Origin of the sequence: Drancourtella sp. An57 (assembly GCF_002161525.1) — a bacterium.
Lineage (GTDB): Bacteria > Bacillota > Clostridia > Lachnospirales > Lachnospiraceae > Sellimonas > Sellimonas catena.
The window spans coordinates 14,999-39,775 of the sequence record NZ_NFHY01000013.1; the positions used below are offsets into that span (position 1 = coordinate 14,999).

The following is a 24,777-nucleotide window of genomic DNA, read 5'->3' on the forward strand; positions in this document are numbered from 1 at the left end:
GCTTCAGCGCAATCTTTTTATTGATGGATTACCGTACCTGTTTTTCCGGCAATACCTTCTGCTGCTTTATCCAGCAGTGTAATCAGTGTCTTACGTCCTTCTCCGGACTTTGCAAACCGGATCGCAGCCTCTATTTTCGGCAGCATCGATCCTTTTGCGAACTGATTTTCTTCAATATATTTTTCAGCCTGATCTACCGTCAGATCAGACAGCCATTCCTGATCCGGTTTCCCGAAATTAATGGCAACTTTTTCCACGGCAGTCAGAATTACAAGATAATCCGCGCCGATTTTAGATGCCAGAAGGCTGCTTACATTATCCTTGTCAATGACAGCATTGACACCTACGAGTTTTCCTCCCTGGTTGATTACCGGAATTCCGCCGCCCCCGCATGTAATAACAATATGTCCGGCATTCATAAGTGTCCGGATTGTTTCCAGTTCGCGGATTCTTTTCGGCATCGGGGAGGCTACCACAATACGGTATCCTCTTCCGGCATCTTCCATGCAGCGGATTCCTTTTGCTTCTCTTTCTTCGGCTTCTTCTTTTGTAAGAAATCTTCCGATCGGTTTCGTCGGATTTCTGAACGCTTCGTCGTTCTCATCTACTTCCACCTGAGAAAGAATTGTAGATACTTTTCCATCAATATTTCTTTTAAATAATTCATATTTGATTGCATTCTGCAGATCTATTCCAATATATCCCTGGCTCATTGCCACGCTTGTCGGAAGCGGAACTTTCTTGGAATCCACCTGATCTTTGTCAAACTCATCCATGGCATTCTGAATCATTCCGACCTGAGGCCCGTTTCCATGAGTTACAATCATCTGATATCCTTCTTCTGCAAGATCTACAATCACTTTCGCCGTCTTGGCGACAGCCTCTTTCTGTTCTTCTACATCATTGCCGAGGGCGTTTCCGCCCAGGGCAATTACAATCTTTTTTGCTTCCATCGCCGACTTCCTTTCCGGCTTTATTTTGAAGTATAGCCAAGTTTCTTTGCGTATGCAGCAACTGCTTTTTCAAAACATTCAATCGGAGGATGTACTGTTCCTGCTCCGATCTGTCCGTATCCTGCAATTTTATGCGCAATACCCGTATTGATAACCGGGGTAATGCCTTTCTCCACAACGAGTCTTGCATCAATTCCAAGGCAGATTCCCTGGAAGTTCCAGTTCGGAATAATAAAGTTCGGATTTCTGTCGATAGTAATTTCTGTCATTTCCGTACTTGTACGAAGTGCATCTTCATATCCGCCGGCTCCTACAAATCTCGTAACAGCAGGGGCCGCAATCATCGCCATTCCTCCGACACCAAATGTTTCTGTAATTGCGCTGTCACCCATATCCGGACATGCATCTTCTCCATCATATCCTGTAAAATACAGTCCCTGAGGTGTGTTGACCGGACCTGTAAACCATTCGTCTCCCATGCCGGCAATCCGGATTCCAAACTCGTAACCGTTTCTGCACATCGCAGTTACAATGGTTCCTTTTTCGATCGTACGTGCCGCATCCATAACAGCTTTTCCGGTTGCCATCATGATATTCAGGAAGAACTGGTCTGTATCGGAAAGGAACTTAATCACATCATAGCGATCTTTATCATCCATTTCCATCTTTGTAATAGTCGGCGCAACTTCCTTTAAGAACGCAAGGGAAGCTGCAATGTTCCTCTGATGGAATTCATCTCCCATCGCAATCGCTTTTGCGATCAACGGATTTACTGCAATACCGCCAAGCTCACGGATTGCCTTTCCAAGTGTCGGCCCAAGAATATCCCTCATCCAGCGGAGACGGTCTACTACTTCTTCTGAATATGCTCCAAACCGAAGTACTTTTCCGATACCTTCGTTCATTGTACAGTATGCTTCATTTCCATCTGTCATGTTCTTGACAACGAAAACTGCCATGTTCGGGGACGTAATACCTCCCATCGGTCCTACCGCCTTCACATGGTGGCATGGAATAAACCGGATTTCCCCTGATTCCAGAAGTTTTCTTGCATCCGCTTCATTATCCGCCCACTCTTCAAAAAGAACTGCTCCCACACAGGAACCCTGCATTGGATCCGGCATGTTCTCATACGCAACCGGCGGTCCTGCATGTAAAATCACTTTTCCTTCATTCATTTCCGGAATCACGTCTTTTGCTCTGACATTATCGATAATTACCGGCTGGCTGGCAACCACTTTCGCAATAACTTCCCGGTTCGCTTCATCAATATCCAGACCTTCATAGTGACGCAGGAAGTTGAGTGTTCTGATTAATTCTACATTTCCTCCTGCCGGCGGCATCCAGTCATATTGTACAACCTGACATCCGAACTGTTCTACGACTTCCGCAAAGCTCTTCAGACCGATGTTGATGATCTTCGGTTTCTCGGAAAGAAGCGCGCGAAGCTTTTCAGATGGTACTGCCTTTTCTGCTTCTACTGCCTTCTTCGGACGTACTTCCTTAACCGGTTCCGTGAAATCTCTTCCGACAGCCCGGATTGCTGTCCGGCATGCAAGTTTATTATTTTCACAGACAATCACGCCTGCTTCTTTTAATTTACGGACAGCTTCATCATATCCCTGATAGTCTCTTCTTGTCCCGCAGACAGTCGCAATAAAGAATACTTTCCTTCCTGCTGCATCAGCCTTTGCTTTCAGCTCTTTAATCGTAGGAAGAAGAGCTCCTGCCATATCCTCATGAGATCCGTATCCAAGCATAATATCAAGGAGAACGGCTCCTGTGCTCTCGTCATCAACCGCTTCCTGCATGCATTCAATCCGTTTCGCAGGGTCAATCATCGGATGAGGTTTGCCCTGAGTATAAGCGTCATCCCCAAGATCCACAACAACATTGCCATCCAGCTGAAGCATATATCCTTCGATATCTTCCGGCGGTACTTTCACATCCATCGCATCTTTGATCAGCATGGCAGCTTCATTTGCCAGAGTTCCGCCTGAATAATATGCCTTGATCGTCTTTCCGTCTTCCGCCTTGTAAAACGTAGTTTCATCCACATCCGCAACAGCTTCCGGAATCTCTGTTCCTCTCACCAGCCCCACTGCCAGTCTTGCCGCCTCATCCAGTGTATACGCATGGTAGAAGTTTTCTTCATGGTATTCCGGTTTTTCGCCTACAAACAATGTGACAACCGGTTTGCTGAAATTACTCAGTCTTGCGGCAATTTTGTCACGGACTTCTTTTGCCGGCGGTTTGGAAACAATGATGACAACCTTCACCGCGTCATCATCTTCCATTGCGTCAATCATATCCATCATGGTGATTCCGCCTACCGCTGCATTCAGATCTCTTCCTCCGATTCCGATCGCGTTGGTTACACCTTCACCAAGACGGTCGATAATTGTTGTCAGTTCCTGAATTCCCGTGCCTGATGCTCCGATAATCCCAATAGAACCAGGCGCTACATTATTGGTAAACGCAATCGGAACGCTCTGAATAATGCCGGTGCCGCAGTCCGGTCCCATTACAGCCAGCCCTTTTTCATGTGCTTTCTTTTTCAATCTGACTTCGTCCTCAAGCGTCACGTTGTCGCTGAACATGAATACGTTCATTTCTTCATCAAGCGCGCGGTCTGCTTCGAGAGCTGCATAGGCACCAGGAATGGAAATCACAGCCAGGTTTGCATCCGGAAGCTTCTGGAGCGCCTTGTCCCATGATTTCACGCTTTCTGTTCCTTTTTTTTCACCGCTTTCAGCGGACTGCTGGCGGAAAAACTCTTCTGTTTCTTCCATAATTGTATCCAGAAGGCTGTCATCATCAATATCCGCTACAACAACCATATCATTCGCTGTTGCTGCCATAAGTTCCTCTGTGTCCAGCCCGCTTTGTTTGAAAATATCCTTGTTGGCAGGCGTTGCCATCATGATGGAAACCTTTTTGACTCCTTCAATCGCTGATATCTTGTTGGTCAGAAGCATCAGCACAACAGAGTCATGATAGCTGCCTTTTTTTACTACTGTTTTTAACATGTCTTTCTCTCACTCCTATTCTGCAAATCTGTTTTTATGATCATATCGATTGTAGTGGATATCATCGCTTTTCAGGTATTCATAAATAGAATCTACGATCTCAATGCCGCCCGTCTTGTATGCTTTTTCTTTTCTCATCTGCGCACGTTCTCCCGGATAATACACTTTATCATATCCGTCGGCTGTCGGCATTGCGTTCAGCTCATCACAGGTTGCGGACATATTTCTCTTAAATGTTTCAAGTCCCACAAAGCGTTCCGGGTCCATCACGATATGCATCTGTCCAAGCTCTCTTCCCTTGGAGCAGTCATGGTACATGGAGCTGACATGCTTTCCAAACGGAACCCCTGTCATGATACCGGAGAAAATATCTACCATCATCATCAGTCCGTATCCCTTTGCTCCGGCAATCGGAAGGAGGGCATTCACCTTGTTCGGATCAGTTACCGGATTTCCCTTCTCATCTACCGCCCAGTTGTCCGGGATAGATTCACCTCTGGATCTCTTATCCAGGATCTTGCCCCAGGCCTGTACAGTAGTTGCCATATCGAAAACTACTGTCCGGTCATCTGCTGTCGGCGCCGCAAAAGAAATCGGGTTGGTGCCATAATAAGGTTCTGTTCCTCCCGGAGGTACTGCCATCGGATCAGACTGGCAAAAAGAAATCGCAGCCAGATCGTTTTTTGCCGCCATCTCCGTGTAGTAACCGATAGAACCACTATGAGAAATATTACTGATACCGATAACGGCAATTCCGTTCTTCTTTGCCATCTCGATCGCTATGTCCATTGCCTCTTTTGCTGCTGCATATCCGCATCCATTGTCTCCGTCAAACATACCGGAACATGGACCTGTTTCCTTAAATGTGAAATTTGGATTCGCGGTAATGCCGCCTTTGGCAATTCTTTCACTGTAGTATTCCACTCTCACTGCTCCATGAGAATGATAGCCTCTCTCATCGGACCATGTCATAACTTCTGCCGCAATATCAGCATGCTTTTCGTTCAGTCCGGCTTTCATCAGCTTGTTTTTCATCAGGCCTTTCAATTCTTCTCTGGATAATTTCATTTTTCCATCTCTCCTTAACTATTCGTTCCCTTCTTAAAACTGATAGCATTATTATCCCAATTTACCGGGGATTTTTCAAGCGTAGAACTAGATAAACACCAAAAACATTTTTATCTAGTTTTGTATAATTTGTCTCATTTTTATCAATTATTTTCCGATTCTATGTACTTTCAGACAAGATTTTTCCCCCTCCGGCCAAAGTTCCTTGTGTTATTCCCCGGTTTTCCAGCCTCTCCCGCTCTTTTTTTGCACATCCTTTATGAGATAAAATGAAATCGGCATTATCCAAAATGGATAATGCCGATTTCTGCGCAAACATTATATATAAAACTATTAAGGAATAACTTGCTGTTATCCGCTGCCTAGAGCTGTACGTCTCTGTTGCAGTCTTTTGAGTAGATGTAAATCAGATCCTCTTCTTTACCTACACCATAGCATGCCTGAGGGCAGTAGCTGTCCATGAATACATAATCGCCCTTCTTTAACGGAATCCAGTCATCACCGATTCTGTACATTGCCTTTCCCTGAAGGAAGTACATACCATGCTGCTGAATATGAGTCTCAATATATCCATGAGATCCGCCCAGTTTGAATTTCAGAAGATGCATGTTCATATCAAATCCAAAATCTCCTGCTGCCGGAAGGAAATCTTTGCTGTGGCAGTTTTCCATTCCTTCATATGGCATCCACGGTGTGTCATTAATATTGGCTACAACTGTATGAGCGCTGTATCCCTCTACCGCCTCATATCTACGTTTGTATGCAAACAGTGTAGCGTCCTGTGCACCTGCGTTTTTAAATGCGATTGTATTTCCTGCCGGAGAATAGATGTATCCGCCGGCTGTCAGAGTTGCCTCTTCATCTGCGTTTTTCACAGTAATGCTTCCTTCTACCACATAGATGAAAGATTCGATGCCTTCTCCTCCAAATGCAGGATTGCTTCCGTTTTCATGTACTGTGATCAAGTAATCCGCAAAAGTTGCTCCCATAGCCGGAGATCCAAGAATGGTCACATCACAGTTCTCATATCCCGGGATTGCATTTTTTACAATTCCGTCTGGTTCAATTACTGCGTAGCTTCCCATTTTTACAACGGATCTTGTATTAAGAAGATCTTCGCGATATCCTGTCTGACCATTTAAATAGCTCATAACATATCCTCTCTTTCACTTTATTTGGACCGTTCAGTCTTTATGATTTTATTATTACAATTCTTTTTCCCTTTTTCAAGCAAAATATCAGATAAAATACCTGCCGTTTTTTATCCAGTTTTGCCCTGTTTTTCTTCCACAGGAGCTCTGACTTCCTTCCCGATCCCAGTAAACAGACACTGTCTGTCATTCATAAATCCTACATCTCCATACCATCATCTTAAAATCAGCATATATAGTTGTTGGGTATCAAAATACGTGCTAAACTAATCATAGCGGTTTACGTATTTATGAAGCAGGTTCCCGTGCACCAATCCGGCTGTACTCTGTAAATACCAAAACTGCTGTTTTTTCAAAACATCGAAATCATCTGCCCTGCATCAGCAGCTGTGCCGGATGCGGGCAGAAATTCCAAATATAACAAAAGAAAGGATCGTTAATATGATATCGATAAAAGAACTCGAAACAAAAGGCAGCGCATTTCCGGTCCGTGCCATTGTCTATACGAATCCATCTGTCGAACCCAGGGCCTGTATTCTTTATTTCCACGGAGGCGGGCTTCTATATGGACACGCGGAAGATCTTCCTTCCCTGCATCTGCAGAGACTGACCGAAGCCGGCTACCCTGTCGTTTCTTTTGAGTATCCTCTGGCTCCGGCCGCAAAGCTGGACACCATTTTGACATGTGTATGCAGTTCCATCAATCATTACCTGAATCACTGGCAGGAATATGTACCGAAAAGACTTCCATATGTTCTTTTTGGCCGTTCTGCCGGAGCATATCTCTGCCTGACCGCTGCCGCCCACGGAAAACTTGATGAAAAACCCGCAGGAATCCTGTCCTACTATGGCTATGGATTTCTCTGTGACCATTGGTACGAAACACCCAGCAGTTACTACTGCTCTCTCCCGGCAGTTTCCGAAGCCTGTCTGGATGCTATTCCAAAAGAAATCCATACTTCCGGAGATCTGGATACCCATTACAGTGTCTATGTATATGCACGGCAGACAGGAAAATGGAAATCGCTCATCTACGAAGGACGCGAAAAATTCTTTTATCTGGATTACTCTCTTCGTACCATCGATACACTGCCGTGCCCTCTTTTCACCGCACACAGTACCGGGGATACTGATGTTCCTTATGAAGAATTCACTGCCCTCTGCAGCCGGTATAATCCGGTCCGATATATTTCAGCCGGAAACATCCACGACTTTGACCGGGATGAGAAATCGCCGGAGACCACAAAACTGTTGGACGAAACAATTGCTTTTCTGAAAACCATAGAGTAAACCGCAAAAGGGTGGATAGAAAAAGGGGCTATCGGTAAATAGATAGCCCCTTTCTTTAACAGCTTCTTCTGTCTATTTGATTTTCTTTACAAATTCTCCAACGCCTTTTTCCGCAACAATTTTGCCGTCTTCTGCTACAATATTTCCTCTTACGATTGTGCATACCGGAAGACCTTTTCCTTTCATTCCTACAAAAGCGGAAATTTTGTTAACATAAAGCAGCGAATCACTTGTGATTTCCCACTCTTTTTCCGGATCGATGATAATCATATCCGCATCAAAGCCTACACGGATATCACCTTTCTTGCCATAAATTCCAAATGCTTCTGCCGGTTTCTTTGCCATTGCGTTTGCAAGAACTGTCGGACATACATTACGTTTTACGCATCCTTCATAGAAGCTTACCTGGACACCGCTCTGGATTCCGCTGATTCCGCCCCATACGTCAAATACATTTTCGATCTTTGTTCCAAGAATTTCATTATATTTTTCATCATAGGAACACGGAGAATGGTCGCTTGCGATTCCGCTGAATGTACCGTCTTCTACGTAGCTCCAGAGTCTGTCTACTTCTTCCTGAGAACGGAGCGGCGGCGCACATTTGAACATTGGTCCGTTCTTGAGCACATCCTGATCTGTCATGCTCAGATAGTGAGAACATGTCTCGGCCGTAATATCATAGCCTTCCTGCTGTGCTTCTTTAATTTTCTGCGCAACATCCGGACTGCTGACGTGACAGATATGCGCTTTACATCCTGTTGCTTTTGCAAGTTCAATAATATCAACTGTCGCAAGCATTTCTGCGGCAACCGGTCTGGAATCCAGGAACCCCTGCCAGTCAAGGCGTCCTTCTTCTTTCATACGCTTTTCCAGCCATTTAATTGTTGAAAAATCTTCGCAGTGGAATCCGGCTCTTCCGCCAAATTCCTTAATAATGTTCATTGCCTCGTAAGCCTGTCCATACGTCAGCGGAGAGTAATCCGGAGAAACAGGTCCGATGAAAGATTTAAATGCCACGCATCCTTTCTCGTCAAGCCCTTTCAGATCCTGGAAGTTATCCGGAATCAATCCGCCCCAGAAGCAGTAATCTACATATGCGTTCGGGTCGACTTTCGCAATTTTCTTTTCCATAATTTCTGCCGTTGTCATAGCCGGTTCATTCTGGAGCGGCATGTCGATAATTGTAGTATATCCACCTACTGCCGCAGCTGCTGTACCGTGTTCGTAATCTTCACGCCATTCATAACCCGGATCATTCAGATGTGCATGAGTATCAATTGCACCCGGGAATACATAACCCCCTTTTGCATCCACAGTTCTGGAAGCTTCCGGTTCCTCTCCGGCCAGAAGAATTGCCGCGATTTTTCCGTCCTTCACTGCTACGTTTCCTTCATAAACAGCCTCTGCAGTTACAATTTTTCCGTTCTTTACCAATAAATCATACATGTCTTTTTCCTCCTTTTACATTAAGATCATGCTGTTTTAATCTGCCGCTTTATCCTTATTCATGACTTTATTCAGGATATAGTAAACCAGTCCAGCCGGGACAAGGCTGATAATCCAGGAAATATCCAGGAAAATAATACCTACAACAGCTCCCACTGCAACACCGATAATGGCCGCCAGATTAATTCCTCTGTACGGTCCGTCCGGATTATAATAGTTTTTCAATGTTACTTTCTGTCTGTTATTAATATAGTAATCAACAACAAGAATCGCAAAAATCGGTCCAAGAACAGCGCCTGAAACCAGTACAAAAATATTCAGTCCTGCCGCCGAGGAGTCTTTGACCAGTTCCCAAGGGAATGTCACATAAGCAAGAAGTCCGATAATGATCGCACATTTCTTAACCGGAAGTTTTGCCAGCTCTGCCAGGACATAAATAGGCGGAAGTGCATTATTCAGCATATTAACAGTAACAACACCGAATACAATACCTAAAAGTGTAATAACCGTAATCACTTTGTTCGGCATGATGTAGGCAAATCCAACAATCGGGTTTGCTATTCCTGTTACGCTCGTAACCAGAAGACCGATGATTCCCATAAATACCACAGAAGGAACCATCGCAAATCCATATGCTGCACAGCGGGTTCCTGCGCCGTATCCCGGCTTCAGCTCTCTTACAGAGTCTCCGATATTTACAAGCAGCGCGCAGTTGGATCCGATGAAAGCTGTAATCGCTCCCCAGAACGGAAGTCCCCAGGATCCTTTTTTGTTTACCACTTCTGTTACAACGTCTCCATGCATGCTTAAAATCGTAATCAATGCATAGATCAGGGCAAGAATAACAACCGCACCGCCGATGTTGTTGATAATCTTAATTCCCTGGAATCCTTTTGCTGAAAGCACAATCTGAAGTGCCTGGAACAGGATGAACCATAATACAATATTATCAAATCCGCAGATAATTTTGCTGATTTCATTAATTGCAGATGCGCCTACCCAGCTCTGGAATCCATACCAGATAACCGCCGGAATCGCACGGCATAACGATGGCAGCAGTGTACCTTTATATCCGAACGCCCCTCTTAACTGTACAACATACGGAATTCCTGTCTTGTAGCAGAGTTTGTCATTCAATGCCATACAGACTGCACAGATTAATCCGCCTAATGCAATGGCGATAATGGCCTGCATCAGGTTCATTCCTCCTGACACAAGGTTGGAACCTAAAGTCAGGTTCGCTGTGGAAACACTCCCTCCAATCCAAACCAGCCAGTAGGAAAAGGCTCCCATTGTCCTCTTTTCTGCCGGTACCGGGCCAAGTCCGTCTTTCCCGACTTCAACTCCTGTGTTTTCTCCTTCTCTTGTCTGTCCGCTCATTTTATTCCTCCTGTCTTAATCCCCCCTCCTGATCAGAGGGCTGAAATTTCCTTATTTCTCTGTCGGTGTCACATATTTGCCGTAGCCGACCGCATCTTCCTTATACATACCATCCTTCGCGACCACTTTTCCACGGATGATTGTATAGACAGGTGCTCCTTTACCTTCCAGACCGTCAAAGCAGGACACATGACCTTTTGTCAGCAGTTCTTCCTGTCTGCATTTCCATGCTTTCTCCGGATCCACAATGACAATGTCACCATCAAAGCCGAGTTCAAATGCACCTTTCTGTCCATACAGCCCAAATACCTTTGCCGGATTATAATCCATAACTTTGGCAATCAGACTCGGGCTGAGTCCTTTTTTATGTACCACCATATCAAACATCATAGGGAGGAAGAACTGGATGGAGTTCAGTCCGCCCCATGCCTGCCAGATATCTTTTGTCTCATTGTCTTTTTCCTCATCTGCTGCCGGAGAATGATCGCTTCCAACACAGGAAAGTGTTCCATCCAGAACGTAATCCCAGAGTTTTTCCATATCCTCTTTCTTCCTCATCGGAGGCGTACATTTGGCTGGAGCACCCTTTTCAAATACAAAGTCTTCTGTAAATCCAAGATAATGCGGGCATGTCTCCGCAGTTACCGGAAGTCCTTCGTGAATTGCATCTTTTACTACCTGTGCCACCATCGGATGGCTCACATGACAGATATGGACGCGTCCTCCCGTTGCTCTTGCCATATCAATAATATTTTTTGTAGCAACGTATTCTGTCCATACGTCGTGCGCGTCAAGGAATGCACGGATCTTTTCTTCTCTGCTCAGTCCTTCTTTTGCTTTCGCTTCTTTTTCCCGCTCAAGCACCTGTCCGTATTCTTCGCAGTGGAATCCGCACAGTGCATTATAAGGTTTCAGAATTTCAAGTGCTTTTCTGACATTTCCCATGTTAACGGTAGGAAACAGATCGCCGTTCGGGCATGTAAATCCTTTGAATGCCGCAACACCGCATTTATGCAGGTCAACCAGATCGTTCATATTATTCTTTACCGAATCCGGTTTATCATCATAGTCTCCTACAATTCCTCCCCAGAGAGCAAAATCCACTGCTGAATGCTTGCTGATTTTTCCCATTTTCAGATCAAAGATTTCTTTATTCATCAGAGATGGGTTATTGTTCAGCGGCATGTCAATCAAACATGTACACCCTGCCGCCGCAGCTGCTCTTGATCCTGTTTCAAAATCTTCCCGATATTCAAATCCAGGTTCGTTTAAATGGGCATGACAGTCAATAATACCCGGAAATACATAATTTCCCCCGGCATCAATCTCTTCTTTTGCTTCTGCCGGAGTCCCCTTTTCAAGAAACGCGGCGTATACGCCGTTCTTGATTGCAATATCGGCTTCGTAAATTCTGTCTGGTGTAACAAGTTTCCCGTTTCTTACAATTAAGTCATACATGGTGTGTACCTCCTTCTTTTCCCCAATATATTTTTTCCGCTTTATAAAGTATAAAAAAATCTGTATCACATAACAAGTGTACGAATAGGCAAAAAAACTGTTCCTTTTTATCTATTATGTATAATTTTTCTCCTGATTTTCGCTTTTTTTGTGCTTTTTATCTATCCTTTTCTGAGGTATAATTCCCTTATCATGATAGAAAGGACGTACTGCTTATGAATATTCCTGTTATCTGCGCATCTTCGTATGCTCTCTCTCTTCTGCAGAAAACAGCATCTTTTCAGGTGCATTCCGTGTACCGGAAAACCATCAATCTTTCCGGCGGTTCCTCTCTGCTTTCCCTGCAGGCTTTTGGATCCCCTGTCTCTCCGCTGAGTCTGATCACCTGCCTGTCCCTGCCGGAAATGGAGATGCTAAAAGCAGCACCCGGCATCCCCGTCCAGAATAGACCGGACGGTCTTGCTTTCTCCGCCTCCGGAGAGGAATATATCTTTACGCTCTTAGGCACGCAGACTGTGGACTCTTTTCTCCGCTCAGGATTGCCTGACCATGCTGTACCGCTCATCCGAAAGGCCCTCTCATCAGCTGAAACTACAGGATTCCGGATATTATTTCCTGAGCTGGAAGCAAATCCTGCCCCGCCGGGTCAGTTTCTGATCAACGAAGCGGCACAGCATCTTCTGGATCAGTGTACAGCTTTAATCCGGCAGGGAAACTGGGAGATGGCCGCCTGTTTTCTGTCCCGCCTGACCGGGCTTGGCATCGGTCTGACCCCAAGCGGTGACGACTTCCTGTGCGGCGCTCTTGCAGGGCTGATCCTTGCCGACATGACCGGTCATCCTTTTTTTACTGCACTGAAACAGGAAGTCCGCATGCATCTGAATCAGACCAACGACATCAGCCGGGCTTTTCTCTCCTGTGCTCTTCTGGGGCAGTTCAGCCAGGCAGTCTGTTCCCTTTCGTCCGCCCGGTCCGCTGGAGAAATCCTCTCCTCTTTCCAGGCCATCGGACACTCGTCAGGGACGGATACCCTATGTGGAATCTACTATATTTTTACCTCTTTTTCAAAAGAACCAACTGTATAAAAAAAGTGTGTACCGGCTGAGTGAATATGCGTCTCAGCTGATACACACTTTCTTTCTATGTGCTGCCTTATCCGGCAGACACGCATCTACTATTTCTGGCTCTGATAAGAAACCTGTTTCTTGTCGTTGTATACGTCATAGTCGAATTCTCCGATCTTGCATGCAACCAGCATAGCAACCATAACGTCTACGTCTACATTCATCAATGTACGGAACATTCCTGCGAACCAGTCGATACCGATCAGAACTGCAATACTGTCCATCGGCAGTCCAAGAGAGGACGCAAGGAATGTATAAACGATCACAGAACCTCCCGGTACGGAGATTGTTCCAAGACACATCAGACAGGAGAGCAGGATTGCCATACCCATCTGGTATGGGCTCAAATCGATGCCTGTTGCCTGTGCCATAAAGAAAATAGCCACCACATAACACTGAGCAGCTCCACAGCTGTTCATTGCCATGGTAATCGGGCCTGTGAAGTCTGCAACCTTACGGCTGACACCAAACTTCTCCACTTCGTCTTCCATCTTCGTCGGAAGACAGATCGCACCGGATGTCGTTGTGATTGCCATCATGGACATCTTGGCAAATTTCTTCGGCATCTTGAACAGGTTGACCTTGCAAAGAGCCGCTGTAAGCGGTCCGAATACAAGGAACTGAATCGCATCGCCCACAAGCAGAATTCCAAGGAATTTTGCCATCGGCACGATAACCGCAAATCCTGTCTTTCCGGCAACATCTGCCAACAGACAGAAGATACCGATCGGCGCTACTTTCATGACAATCTTGATAATATTTGTAATGACAGCATTCACGCCCACTACCAGATCCGCAATGTTTCTGTTCTTTGTCGTCTTTGTGTACTGTCCCATCGCCACACCGAAGAACAATGCAAACACGATACAAGGAACCATGGATCCTTCTGCCATGGACTGAATGATGTTGGTCGGTACAAATGCAGTGATCGTATCCTGAAGAGATGTGGATACTGCTGTTTCCGTAACTTCCTCTGCACTTGACAGATCAATGCCAAGTCCCGGTTTTACAAGTATTGCCATTACTGCACCAAGTGCAGCAGAGAAAATTGTAAACCCGATGATCCATTTGAATGTATGGAAGCCCATCTTTCCAACATCCCGTCCGTCTCCTCCACCGACAGCGCCTGCCACGGCAGACATAACCAGAAGCACAACGGACATCTGAATCAGACGTAAGAAGATATCACCGATAAACTTCAGGTTGGATGCCCACGGTCCTACGATCGCTCCGAAAACCAGACCACCAACCGTACCGATCAGGATCTGTGTTGTCAACGAAATTGACAGTTTTTTCTTCTTTTCCATCCATATTTCCTTCCTTTCTTTATAATATTTCTCATACGGAAAATATAGTTTTATTCTACAGAATGCTTTCACACATTACAATACCAAAAGGGGGGAAAATATTTTTTTGTTTTATCCATCTTGTATAAATTCGCTTCTGTTTTTTTTGATTTTTCGTCTATTCAGCCAAAAATTATACTCTTTTTTTGTTCACTTCTTCTGCCATATAAATATCCATCGCCGCATCTACGGCTTTTCCTGCTGTCACTTTTGCGCCGTTTCTTCGCATAACCGTTTCCAGCGCTCCAAGAAGCAGAAGGATGTTTCGTTTCTGGCTGGAATATCCCATATTTCCGATTCTCAGGATTTTTCCGTCCAGCGGGCCAAAGGAGGTGGCAATTTCAATACCGAACTCGTTTAACAGCATTCCTCTGACTGCTTTTCCGTCTACTCCTTCCGGAATATTGATGGCGGTTACAACCGGCATCTTGTGCTCCAGATCCCCGAAAATTTCAAGCCCCATCGCCTGCAGGCCGGCTGTCAGTGCCCGGTCATTTAATTGATGTCTTGCAAACCGTGCTTCGAGCGTTTCCTCCACGATACAGCGGAGTGCTTCATGCACCGCATACTGCATGCTGGTTGCCTCTGTATGGTGGTTAAGCCGGCGCGGGCTCCAGTAATCTTCCAGCTGTCCAAGGTCCAGATAGTTGCTTGGGATTCCGGCAAGCTGCCCCGCCACATCATCCGCCGTACGGATTCCTTTCTCCACACGTTTTCTCGCTTTGACAATCTGCTCGATCTGCTCATTGTAAGTGATCAGGGCAGAGCCTGACGGAGCGGAGATACATTTCTGTGTTCCGGAAATGCAGGCAGATAATTTCCATTCATCGACTTTTACTTCTGCTCCTCCCAGAGTTGCCACTGCATCTACAATCAGAAGGGCTCCGTACCTCTCGCAGATTTCTCCGATTTCTTTCAGCGGCTGCATCATGGATGTAGAAGTCTCCCCGTGGATGCAGGCTACTGCCTTATAGCTGTCTTTTTTCAGCGCATCCTCCACTTCCTGCGGATCAAACACAGTTCCCCATTCTTTCTCCAAAAGCGTGATCTGCGCTCCGCAGCGCTCCAGGATCTCCGCCAGCAGATATCCGAAACGTCCGAATGCCGGGATCAGTACTTTATCCCCCGGACAGATGGCTCCGGTAAGAACCGTCTCAAGTCCTCCTCTGGAGGTAGTATCCACAAGATATGTCTGACGGTTTTTCGTCTGGAACACATAGCGTTCCATCTCCATTGTCTCATTCATCAGTTCGGTAAACTCCGGGTCAAACTGTCCCAGAATATGTGCACTCATCGCGCGCAGCACACGTGGGTCCGCTTCAACCGGTCCCGGTGTCATCAGTGTGCGTGGTGATGGATTGATTTCTTTGAATTTTCTCATGTTTCTTTAACTCCTTTTCCTACTTTACAAACCCTTTTTTCGAATTCCTGTTTTGATTATGCAGTCCGGAAATTCTCAGACTGATAGGAAAGCACCCCCGCATGGACTGCCTTTTTCATAATATCAATTGCCTGGTCGACATGCTCTTTCTTTAAGATCAGCGGCGGGATCATCCGGTTGGTGCTATCGCCGATCGCCGTGATCAAAAGGCGTCTCTTCATACATTCCGCCTTGACTTCGTGTGCAATCGGAATATCGAATTCACATCCTGTCAGGAGTCCTCTTCCGCGGACTTCTTTAATATGAGGAAGTTCTTTCATCCGTTTCATGAAATACTCTCCCATGATTTTGGCATTTTCGCTCAAATTCTGATCAAGGATTTCTGAAATTGATGCCAGCGCCGCCGCACATGCTACCGGATGTCCTCCATAAGTAGAACCATGGGATCCGGATGTCATGACCCTTGCGAGCTCCTTTGACATACAACATGCACCGATCGGCATTCCGCCTCCCATCGCTTTTGCCATCGTGACCGCATCCGGCTTCACGCCATATCCCATAAATGCCATGATATCTCCTGTTCTTCCCCATCCGGTCTGTACTTCGTCAAGGAGAAGAAGCATTCCTCTCTCATCGCAGAGCTTCCTTAAGCCTTCGATAAATTCCTGGCTGGCCGGATGAACTCCGCCTTCACCCTGTACCGGCTCAATCATGATCGCAATCGTATTTTCAGTACATTTGCTCTTAAAATCTTCCAGATTGTTAAATTCCGCATAGGAAAATCCCGGAAGTACCGGTTTATATCCCAGCTGGCATCCGTTGTCCGGCTGTCCTGTCGCGGAAAGCGCACCGTAAGTACGTCCATGGAATCCATTTTTGGCCGTTACAATATGGTAATGCTCCGGTCCGAATTTCTCCGTCCCGTATTTTCTGGCCATTTTGATCATGCATTCATTTGCTTCCGTTCCGGAATTCTGATAAAAAATTTTGTCCATGCCGATGGTATCACAGATCTTCTTTGCAAGCAAGGCCTGCGGAACCGTGTAGGGATAATTGAATGTGTGAATGATATCATCTGTCTGTTCGTGAATTGCCTCCACAACCTTCGGATTGCGGTTTCCTACGCTGTTTACTGCCACGCCGCCGTAAAAGTCCAGGTAGGCGTTTCCTTTTTCATCATACAGATACATGCCTTCCGCCCGTTCTGCAATAAACGGATATCGTTCATATGTTTCTACCATATATTTGTTCACAATTTTTTTCAGTTTCTCCGCTGTCAGCCCTGCATCTTTTAATCTCATACCAATCTTCTTCCTTTCTGCATCCTTTTCGTTTTGCCGCGCTGCCGAAAAGCTTTTTATTCTGCGGGAAATCCTTCGGATTCTCCTGCAAAAATAAAAAAAGGTGCCAGATCGTCTTTCGATCTGACACCTTTGTCACGCGATATGGTTATATTACCCCGTTTTTTCCCGTCTGTCAAATGCTTTTTCAAAAAATGCATGATTTTCTTTCAGATTTATCCGAGCAGACGGATATAAAATGTAAATGTCCTTTCTTCGTTTCCTTTTACCAGATACGGCTCATGTGCCCATGCACCCCAGCTGTTGTCTCCTCCGACTCCTGTCTGTTTTTCCATAATCCGCAGGACAGAAGCATATACCGGAGGAAGTTCATAGGCATGCTCCGCGGATTCAATCTCATGACATGTATAAGGAAGTACGGAAAAATCAAAGTTTCTGTCCGCCTCAATCCGAATACCGCATCCTTCCTGATCCGTCAGCTCTATCCATCTGGTATCTGTATGATTACCGCATTCCTGAGGTCTGACATAAGGTGTCATCCCTTTCTCCGCCGTCGTCTGGAATACGCCGATACGTCCTCCGCATGCCCGGTCGCAATAAGTCTCTTCCGGTCCTTTTCCATACCATGTTACCCGTGAAAACTCTTTTGGAAGCTTCCAGGACATTCCAAAACACGGCAGATCCGGCACATTCGGGAATCCATTGTATTTCTCCGTGACTTTCATCGTTCCTTCCCCGTTTACCAAAACAGAAACCGTACATGTCACACCTTCAAACAACTGATATGTTGTCTCAACTTCCAGTCCTTCTTTTTCTTTCCGGATATCTACCTGATTCACTTTTGGATACAAAGATGCCGTCTTCCACGGTGCGCACTTCTCAGCCATACGGTACCCTGCATCATTGTCTGTCGGCGCTCTCCAGAACTCCGGCTTTAATGTATGGCCGATATGATAGACAAGCTCTTTCCCGCCAATTTTACATGCAGTCATTTTTCCATTGTCTTTTTCAAAGGTAATACGGAATCCCCTGCCCACGACAGAAACAGAAAAATCTCCATCTACAATTTCCGGTTCTGCAGCGGACTCTTCTCTTTTGACTTTCCGGCTTCCCACCATTTCCACCGACTGTCCAAAACAGAATTCCTCTCCTTCTTCTGCGTACGGTGTACTCTCCTTATAGACAAGCGCGGCTGTCCGGACATATTCTCCCGGCTCGTCGCCTGCCAAAAAGCTGCATGGTATTTTCACCTCTTCTCCAGGTCCCATTTCCACATCTGTGCTGCCCCGGCGCAATACCTGTCCATCTTTTTCCAGCGTCCATCTGAGCCGGTACGCCGCGGTTGTCTCAAACAGCTGTCTGCTCTTTATACGTATTCCATCTTCCTCCGGGATGAGCTCATATGGTTGATACAGGTAACGAACCTCCTGCATTTTCGGGGAAAGTGTCCTGTCCGCAAAAATCACACCATCCGCACAGAATGCGTAATTGGACGGTCTGTCTCCAAAATCCCCTCCATAAGCCAGATATTCCTTTCCATCCGGTCCTTTTTTGTAAAGCGCCTGATCAATATAATCCCATATAAAACCACCGCAGTACTGAGGATACTGATCTAAAAGTCTCGTATATTCATCCAGATTGCCTGTAGAATTTCCCATGGAGTGAGCATATTCACACAACACATATGGTTTCTCCGGATGATCTTTCAGGTATTCTTCTGCCTTCTGCGGCGAGGCATACATCCGGCTTTCCAGATCTGTCGTTCCTGCCCATTCCGGTGTATGACAGACATTTTCATAGTGTACCGGACGGCTGTTGTCTCTTTTTCTGAAATACATGCTCATGTCATACAGATTTTTCCCGCCCCATGACTCATTTCCTACGCTCCAGCAGAAAATACAGGCATGGTTTTTGTCCCTTTCAAGCATCGCTTCCGCCCGGCTTATAACCGCTTCTCTCCACTGTGGAAAATCTCCCGGCAGTGTGTGTTCAAATTTCATCGTGTGCCATGTTCCGTGTGTCTCCAGATTCACCTCATCCATGACATAGATTCCGAATCTGTCGCACAGATCATACCAGGCCGTCTGATTTGGATAATGACTTGTTCTCACGGCATTAAAATTGTTCTTTTTCAAAAACCGGATATCCCATTCCATCTCTTCCATTCCGACCGCCCTGCCTTTTGATGGTGAGAATTCATGCCGGTTCACTCCGTTTATCCGCAAACGCTTTCCATTAAACAGAAGTACTGCATCTTTTATCTCCACTTTTCTAAATCCGATCAGATACGGAACTGCTTCCTGTATGGTTCCTGCAGAATCACATACCGTCAAAAGGAGTCTGTAAAGGTAGGGAAGTTCGGCGCTCCAAAGTTTTGCCTGCGGAACCTCAAACGAAATCTCCGCCCTGCCGTCATGAATTTGGACCCTTCCTGCCATAATTTCCTTTTCTTCCTTTTCAAAAGGACTGTCCATGCGGATAAGACCGTCTGCCAGTGTCCAGCATATTTCTCCGTCATCTGCTCCGTCCAGTAAAATGCAGACCTCTGCTCCGGCATTCGTATATGTAATGTCCAGATCCGTCTTTACCTCGATGTCACGAATGTGCAGATCCGGTATCGCCGTCAGAGCGACCTCCCGTATAATTCCTCCCATTCTCCAGAAATCCTGATCTTCAAGCCATGCCCCGGAAGAAAAACGGGATACTTCCACCGCGAGTCTGTTTTCTCCTTCTTTGAGAAAATCCGTAATCTCAAATACAGCCGGCGTATAGCTGTCCTCGCTGTATCCGGCATAAATCCCGTTCACCCAGAAATGAAACGCGGTCTCCACACCTTCAAAATGGATCTGGATTCTTTTTCCCTTCATCCGGTCCGGAACCGAAAATGTCGTCACATAGCATCCTGTCGGGTTGTCTTTTTCCGGCACTTCATGCGGCTTCACATCTTCAATCCCATTCCATGGATAGTCTGTATCACGGTATACCGGTGATCCGTAGCCGCTTAGTTCCATCTGTGCCGGTACTGGAATCGTATTCCAACCTTCACAGGAGAACGATTCCTTCTCAAATCCATCCGGCACACTGTCCGGATTCGGCACATAAAGGAAGCGCCATCTTCCATTCAGGCTGTATCTTAAACGCATCTCCTTCCCTGATACTGCTTCCTTTTCTGTCTCATACCATCGATGATCCGATACCGGTTTCATTCTGTTTTCCTGAAAAAATTCCGGATCAGACAGATGTCTTTTGATTTCTTCTCGTTTCATAGATCCTCCGTAATCATATTTCTTTTTTCCATTATTTTTTTCGGATTCTGTCTGCTACATGAACCCGGAAAAACTGTATCAGCGGACCATTGAAAAATGCATTGCACAAAGTCCCTATACCAATAACCGTCCACAGAGAGCTGTCTGACATCAGACAGAATATCACTCCGACAACTACAACTGTGATATCACTTCCAACGCGTGCATACCGAAACCCGATCTTTCCTCTGCTCATCTTTCCGATAATCAAAGCAACACTGTCATACGGCGAAATTCCCATTTCAGCCGCCATATAGAGCGCAACCCCAAGACCGGCAAACAGACACCCTGTAATCAGTGCCGCGATACGCAGCGGTAATGTCATCTCCATCTGCAGAGAATCCTGTACAAGCCAACATAGAAAATCCGCACCATATCCGACTCCCACCATATTCACAATCGTTCCTGCTCCAATACAGTTCCGCACCGTAAAAAATACCACTGCCAGAATCACTGCATTCATAATCAACTGCCATGTACCAAATGTCATTCCCAGATATCCGCTGATCCCGAGATTCATACATGTAAAAGCATCTACGCCAAAACCGCTCAGACGGTAGCATCCGACACAAATACTGATAAAAAGATTGCCTGTCAGCATCATGACCATTCTCTTTACCAGCTCATTCCCTTTTCTGCTCATTTTTTGATCCCCGTTTCTGTAAAATGTAATGTCTGAATTCTAATTCCATCCGGTTCGGATTCTTTCGTTTTCAGTATAAAATCGTCCGGTTCTTTTTGCAATACGGCATATGGAAAAACTGAAATTTAGCAGAAGACAAAATACCGGTTTCTCTCAAATCACCAACCGCAAAAAGAGCATGTCACATGAGAAAATAAATTTCTCATGCGGCATGCCCCATTAATGGAATATTTACAATTCATTGATATTGGATGCGCTTACAATCTGCTCCCACCGGTTGAACGAATAGATTCTGTCCTCATCCGGCCAGAAACATACCCGCTTTTCTTCCAGCTCTTCAAGCGGCTGCTCCGGATCGCAAATCCAGGCAGAAATCCGTTTTGCCGCGGATTCCAGACGGCTTCTTATTCCCCCCAGACGAACATCAATCACTTCATATCCCTGCGGCTTACACTCATCCATCCAGATTTCTTCCCTCATGCCGTGCAGTTCCTTCAGAAGAGTAAGACATACAGGAATCCTTTTCCCGGCCCAGACGCAAAGGCGGTCCTTATCCTGATTGTCATAACCGGACTTTAATTCCAGCCCCATCTCCGCTTTCTCAGCCAGAAACGCTGCCAGCTTCTGATAATAAGCAAGCAGTTTCCTGATTCTTTGCGGCTGTTCTTTTTCAAGACACTGCTCCAGTTTCTCCGCAAGATCCTGATAATATTCCCTGAGCCCTTTTCCTTTAAACTGCCCGTCAAAGATTCCAAGCATCGGATCCTGATAAAGAGCCAGCTTGGACGGGTTTGCCGACTTCAGATTATACGGATCCTCCGGCTGAAAATTATCGAACCGGTCAAGAAGCATGAGGTCTTCACTGTCGATGCCGAACAATTCCTTTACTCTGTCATGCAGCCGTTCTTTCGTCACTTCTTTTTCGTAGGCACACTCGGCAAAATATGTTAAGGAAAGCAGACAGGTTTCCATCGGTGTTTCTGCTCCATCGTCCTGCCAGAGAGTGCAAAACCATTTGTCTGCTCCCGCTTCTTTCATGACCTTCGTCCCAACCCGTGTCGTTTCCAGTGCTCTTGCGTAATTCGGCGCGATTCCGTTCCAGGTCCAGCCTCCTCCCGCAAAATACATGTGACCGGACAGTTTTCCATGAAGATGTACCATCTTTCTGTACATATCCTCGGACACATTGTAGTAGTCCCAGTATACGAGTGTAAGATCCTTGTCCGGTTTGTCTTTCTCATGCCATTCATAGTCTTCGGAAACACTGTAATAACGTCCGTCTTCGGATGCCAGCATGAAATACATATCACTCCAGATCATCGGATCAAACTCGTATTTCCGGCAGATCGCGCATACCCGGTCCAGATGCTCTTTCATAATTCCGGTACGGTCCTGATATCCGTTCTTTCTCAGATAATTACCGAGCCCCAGCTGAAATGCCTCATCCATTCCGATATGAATGCGCTTGCCTGAAAACGAAGTTCTTACAGAACGGATCATGTCCTCTAAGAATTCATATACCGCAGGTTCCCCCACAAGAAGGATATCCGTATTGTCCCGCATCGGCTCTGTAACCGGCCATCTCAGATAAGTCCGCAGATGCGCAAGCGTCTGAATGCATGGTACGAGCTCAACTCCGAATTTCGCGGCATACCGTTCTATCTCCCGGATTTCTTCTTTCGTATATCGTCCCCTGAGCGCTCCAAAATGCGGATATTTTGGAATCTCATATGTATCTTCCGTGTAAAGAAGAAGATCATTCATTCCAAGAAGCGCCAGATATTCAATGTACCGTTTGACTGTCCCGACTTTAAGCACTCCATTTCTGGAACAGTCGAACATCGTCCCAAGCCGGCTCGTGTACGCGGTCTCCGAGCAGGAAATATCTTCCTCCGGATCTCCAAGCACCATCCCAAGCGCCCGGTAATACTGAACATCCTGGTGGTACTGAATTTTGACGTTGTTTCCGCATTTCAGCACCCTCAATCCGGATTTTTCCGTATACTCCGGATAAATTACCAGCTCTTCTTCCGGTGCTTCCGGAAAATGTTTCAGCAGAATCTCCGAAGTCTCCTGAAATTTTAAGTCCTTTACAATCAGTTTCATATCGTCCTCCTGTTATCCTTTTACACCTCCAAGGGCAATTCCCTGAACGAACTGCTTCTGAAGGAAAATATACAATATAAACGGGAAAATAAATGTGATCAGTGAGCCCGCCATAATCAGACCGTAATTGACGGAATACTGTGTTTTCAAAACAGACAGAGCTACGATCAGTGTGTAGTGCTCCGTTTCTGTCGCCGCAATTAACGGCCACAGGAAATCATTCCATGCAGAAATAAAGGTAAAGACCACAAGGGTCACGATCACCGGCTTTAAAAGCGGCATCACAATCTGAATGAAAATCCGGTACTCCGGACATCCGTCCACCTGCGCGGATTCAATCAGTTCGTCCGGCACGCCGTTCATGAACTGCTTGACAAGAAATACGGAAAACGCTCCGATCATTGTGATGACAAGCGCCGTCCGTGTATTCAAAAGTCCAAGATTTTTCATGATAACGAAAAGCGGAATCATGGTAACCTGCCCCGGAATCATCAGAGAAATCATATAAATCTGGAAAATAAATTTCCGTCCCGGGAACAGTTTCTTTTCAAATCCGTATGCTGCCATACATGATACTACCACATTCAAAACGCAGGATGCAACGACTACCACGACACTGTTGAAAAACGCCTGCAAAAATCCACTGTTCTGGAAAATATAGATAAAGTTTTCCATATTGGTAAAGTCCACATCTGCCAGATGAAGTTTCAATGTCCTGGATTCGGTAAAGGACATCAGGAACATGTAAATAAACGGAAACACCGCGATCACTGTCACAAGAATCGTACAAAGCAGTCCGAAAATACCAAGCGGCGTCCAGTGTTCTCTTTTTTTCATTCTTATTTTCTGTGCCATCTTATCACCTCGCTGCCTCATTTTTCTCTTTAAAGAATACGTTTTCTACAATGTTGATAATCAAAATGATAATCAGAAGCAGAATCGCCATCGCGCAGGCGTATCCCATCCGGTATTCTTTAAAGGCCGCATTGTAAATTCCCATGACAAGGGTGACGGTCGACCGTCCGGGTCCTCCGTTTGTCATCGTGTAGGAAAGGTCAAATACCTGGAAGGACCAGATGATTCCAAGAGTGATAACCAGATAGTTGATCGGCTTTAAAAGCGGCATGGTAATCTTGAAAAAGGACTGGATTGAAGTCGCCCCGTCCACTTTTGCCGCCTCGTAAAGTTCCGGCGAAAGCCCCATAATACCGGCGTAATAGATAACAAGGAAATATCCTACATTTTTCCAGATCGCCACCACGCAGACGCAGATCAGCGCCGTCTTCGAGCTCCCCAGCCAGTTGATCTCACCGACTCCGAACAGGCCCAGAATGGTATTGATGATACCGCCGTCTGTTCCAAAAATTGTTCTCCAGATCGCCCCTGCCGTAACCGAAGATGCAATCACCGGAATAAACATGGCACTCCTTAAGAAATTCCCGACGATATTCTGCATTTTGTCCGCCAGAAACGCCGCAAAAACAAGCGCCAGAAAGGTCTGAACCGGAACTGTGACAATAACATAAATAAACGTATTTTTCAGTGCGTCCACCACATATTTATCCGAGAATACTTTTTTATAATTTTCCAGTCCGATAAAGTCGGCTTTTGTCATGATATCGTAGTCTGTCAGACTGAAATACGTTGACATAAAAATCGGCAGCAGACAAAAGCACACCATAAAAAACAGACTCGGAAGAATATAAATGTATCCCTGTATCATTTCTCGTCTTCTTCTTTTCAACTGTCTCACCTCAACTACATTGACACGAACCGGCAGGAACCTTCCCGCCGGT

At 45.8% G+C, this 24,777-nt stretch carries 17 protein-coding genes; 2 read left to right on the plus strand and 15 right to left on the minus strand.

What is annotated here, in order from left to right; all coding sequences use genetic code 11:
- Positions 1–17: 17 nt before the first annotated feature.
- The 4 genes from arcC to allE form a co-directional block, all read right to left on the minus strand.
- Entirely contained in the window at positions 18–953 is a 936-nt protein-coding gene (arcC, locus tag B5G11_RS11395) for a carbamate kinase (RefSeq protein WP_087253801.1), read from the minus strand.
- Between the two features lie 20 nt (positions 954–973).
- On the minus strand, positions 974–3,982 hold the full coding sequence (gene fdrA / locus B5G11_RS11400; RefSeq protein WP_087253806.1) for a DUF1116 domain-containing protein: 3,009 nt from the start codon (positions 3,980–3,982) through the stop codon (positions 974–976).
- A gap of 15 nt (positions 3,983–3,997) precedes the next feature.
- Positions 3,998–5,050 (minus strand): ureidoglycolate dehydrogenase, encoded by a 1,053-nt coding sequence (allD, locus tag B5G11_RS11405; protein WP_087253810.1) that lies wholly within the window; start codon positions 5,048–5,050, stop codon positions 3,998–4,000.
- A gap of 362 nt (positions 5,051–5,412) precedes the next feature.
- Positions 5,413–6,201, minus strand: coding sequence for a (S)-ureidoglycine aminohydrolase (gene allE / locus B5G11_RS11410; protein ID WP_087253812.1), 789 nt, complete (start codon positions 6,199–6,201; stop codon positions 5,413–5,415).
- Positions 6,202–6,642: 441 nt separating this feature from the next.
- On the opposite strand from allE, the gene B5G11_RS11415 reads away from it, so the two are divergent.
- Positions 6,643–7,491 carry an alpha/beta hydrolase gene (locus tag B5G11_RS11415; protein ID WP_087253947.1) on the plus strand — a complete coding sequence of 283 codons (849 nt, stop codon included), beginning with the start codon at positions 6,643–6,645 and terminating at the stop codon, positions 7,489–7,491.
- A 72-nt stretch (positions 7,492–7,563) separates the two neighbouring features.
- On the opposite strand, the gene allB (B5G11_RS11420) is transcribed toward B5G11_RS11415, so the two are convergent.
- The 3 genes from allB (B5G11_RS11420) to allB (B5G11_RS11430) are packed head-to-tail and all read right to left on the minus strand — an operon-like array spanning position 7,564 to position 11,775.
- Positions 7,564–8,937, minus strand: a complete 1,374-nt coding sequence (gene allB, locus B5G11_RS11420; RefSeq protein ID WP_087253815.1) for an allantoinase AllB — start codon at positions 8,935–8,937, stop codon at positions 7,564–7,566.
- Positions 8,938–8,973: 36 nt separating this feature from the next.
- Entirely contained in the window at positions 8,974–10,317 is a 1,344-nt protein-coding gene (locus B5G11_RS11425; protein WP_087253819.1) for an NCS1 family transporter, read from the minus strand.
- A 51-nt stretch (positions 10,318–10,368) separates the two neighbouring features.
- Entirely contained in the window at positions 10,369–11,775 is a 1,407-nt protein-coding gene (gene allB, locus B5G11_RS11430; RefSeq protein ID WP_087253822.1) for an allantoinase AllB, read from the minus strand.
- 215 nt (positions 11,776–11,990) lie between these two features.
- Between allB (B5G11_RS11430) and B5G11_RS11435 the strand changes: the two genes are divergently transcribed.
- The gene (locus B5G11_RS11435) at positions 11,991–12,860 is read left to right on the plus strand and encodes a DUF2877 domain-containing protein (protein ID WP_087253825.1); all 870 of its coding nucleotides are present in this window, start codon (positions 11,991–11,993) and stop codon (positions 12,858–12,860) included.
- Between the two features lie 89 nt (positions 12,861–12,949).
- Here B5G11_RS11435 and B5G11_RS11440 read toward each other — a convergent pair whose 3' ends face one another.
- The 8 genes from B5G11_RS11440 to B5G11_RS11475 all read right to left on the minus strand — a co-directional run bounded on the left by B5G11_RS11440 (position 12,950) and on the right by B5G11_RS11475 (position 24,704).
- The gene (locus B5G11_RS11440) at positions 12,950–14,206 is read right to left on the minus strand and encodes a dicarboxylate/amino acid:cation symporter (RefSeq protein ID WP_087253828.1); all 1,257 of its coding nucleotides are present in this window, start codon (positions 14,204–14,206) and stop codon (positions 12,950–12,952) included.
- 172 nt (positions 14,207–14,378) lie between these two features.
- Positions 14,379–15,626: an alanine--glyoxylate aminotransferase family protein gene (locus B5G11_RS11445; protein WP_087253831.1), complete on the minus strand. Its 1,248-nt coding sequence runs from the start codon at positions 15,624–15,626 to the stop codon at positions 14,379–14,381.
- 56 nt (positions 15,627–15,682) lie between these two features.
- A complete protein-coding gene (locus B5G11_RS11450; RefSeq protein ID WP_087253834.1) occupies positions 15,683–16,927 on the minus strand; it encodes an acetylornithine/succinylornithine family transaminase in 1,245 nt (414 codons plus the stop codon).
- 215 nt (positions 16,928–17,142) lie between these two features.
- The gene (locus B5G11_RS11455) at positions 17,143–20,193 is read right to left on the minus strand and encodes a glycoside hydrolase family 2 TIM barrel-domain containing protein (RefSeq protein ID WP_087169045.1); all 3,051 of its coding nucleotides are present in this window, start codon (positions 20,191–20,193) and stop codon (positions 17,143–17,145) included.
- A 31-nt stretch (positions 20,194–20,224) separates the two neighbouring features.
- A complete protein-coding gene (locus B5G11_RS11460) occupies positions 20,225–20,875 on the minus strand; it encodes a hypothetical protein (protein WP_182466567.1) in 651 nt (216 codons plus the stop codon).
- Between the two features lie 231 nt (positions 20,876–21,106).
- Positions 21,107–22,981, minus strand: coding sequence for a beta-N-acetylhexosaminidase (locus tag B5G11_RS11465; protein ID WP_087253837.1), 1,875 nt, complete (start codon positions 22,979–22,981; stop codon positions 21,107–21,109).
- Between the two features lie 12 nt (positions 22,982–22,993).
- Complete coding sequence (locus B5G11_RS11470; RefSeq protein ID WP_242959045.1) at positions 22,994–23,836, minus strand: carbohydrate ABC transporter permease; 843 nt, start codon at positions 23,834–23,836, stop codon at positions 22,994–22,996.
- A 4-nt stretch (positions 23,837–23,840) separates the two neighbouring features.
- Positions 23,841–24,704, minus strand: a complete 864-nt coding sequence (locus tag B5G11_RS11475) for a sugar ABC transporter permease (RefSeq protein WP_242959046.1) — start codon at positions 24,702–24,704, stop codon at positions 23,841–23,843.
- Between the last annotated feature and the right edge of the window lie 73 nt (positions 24,705–24,777).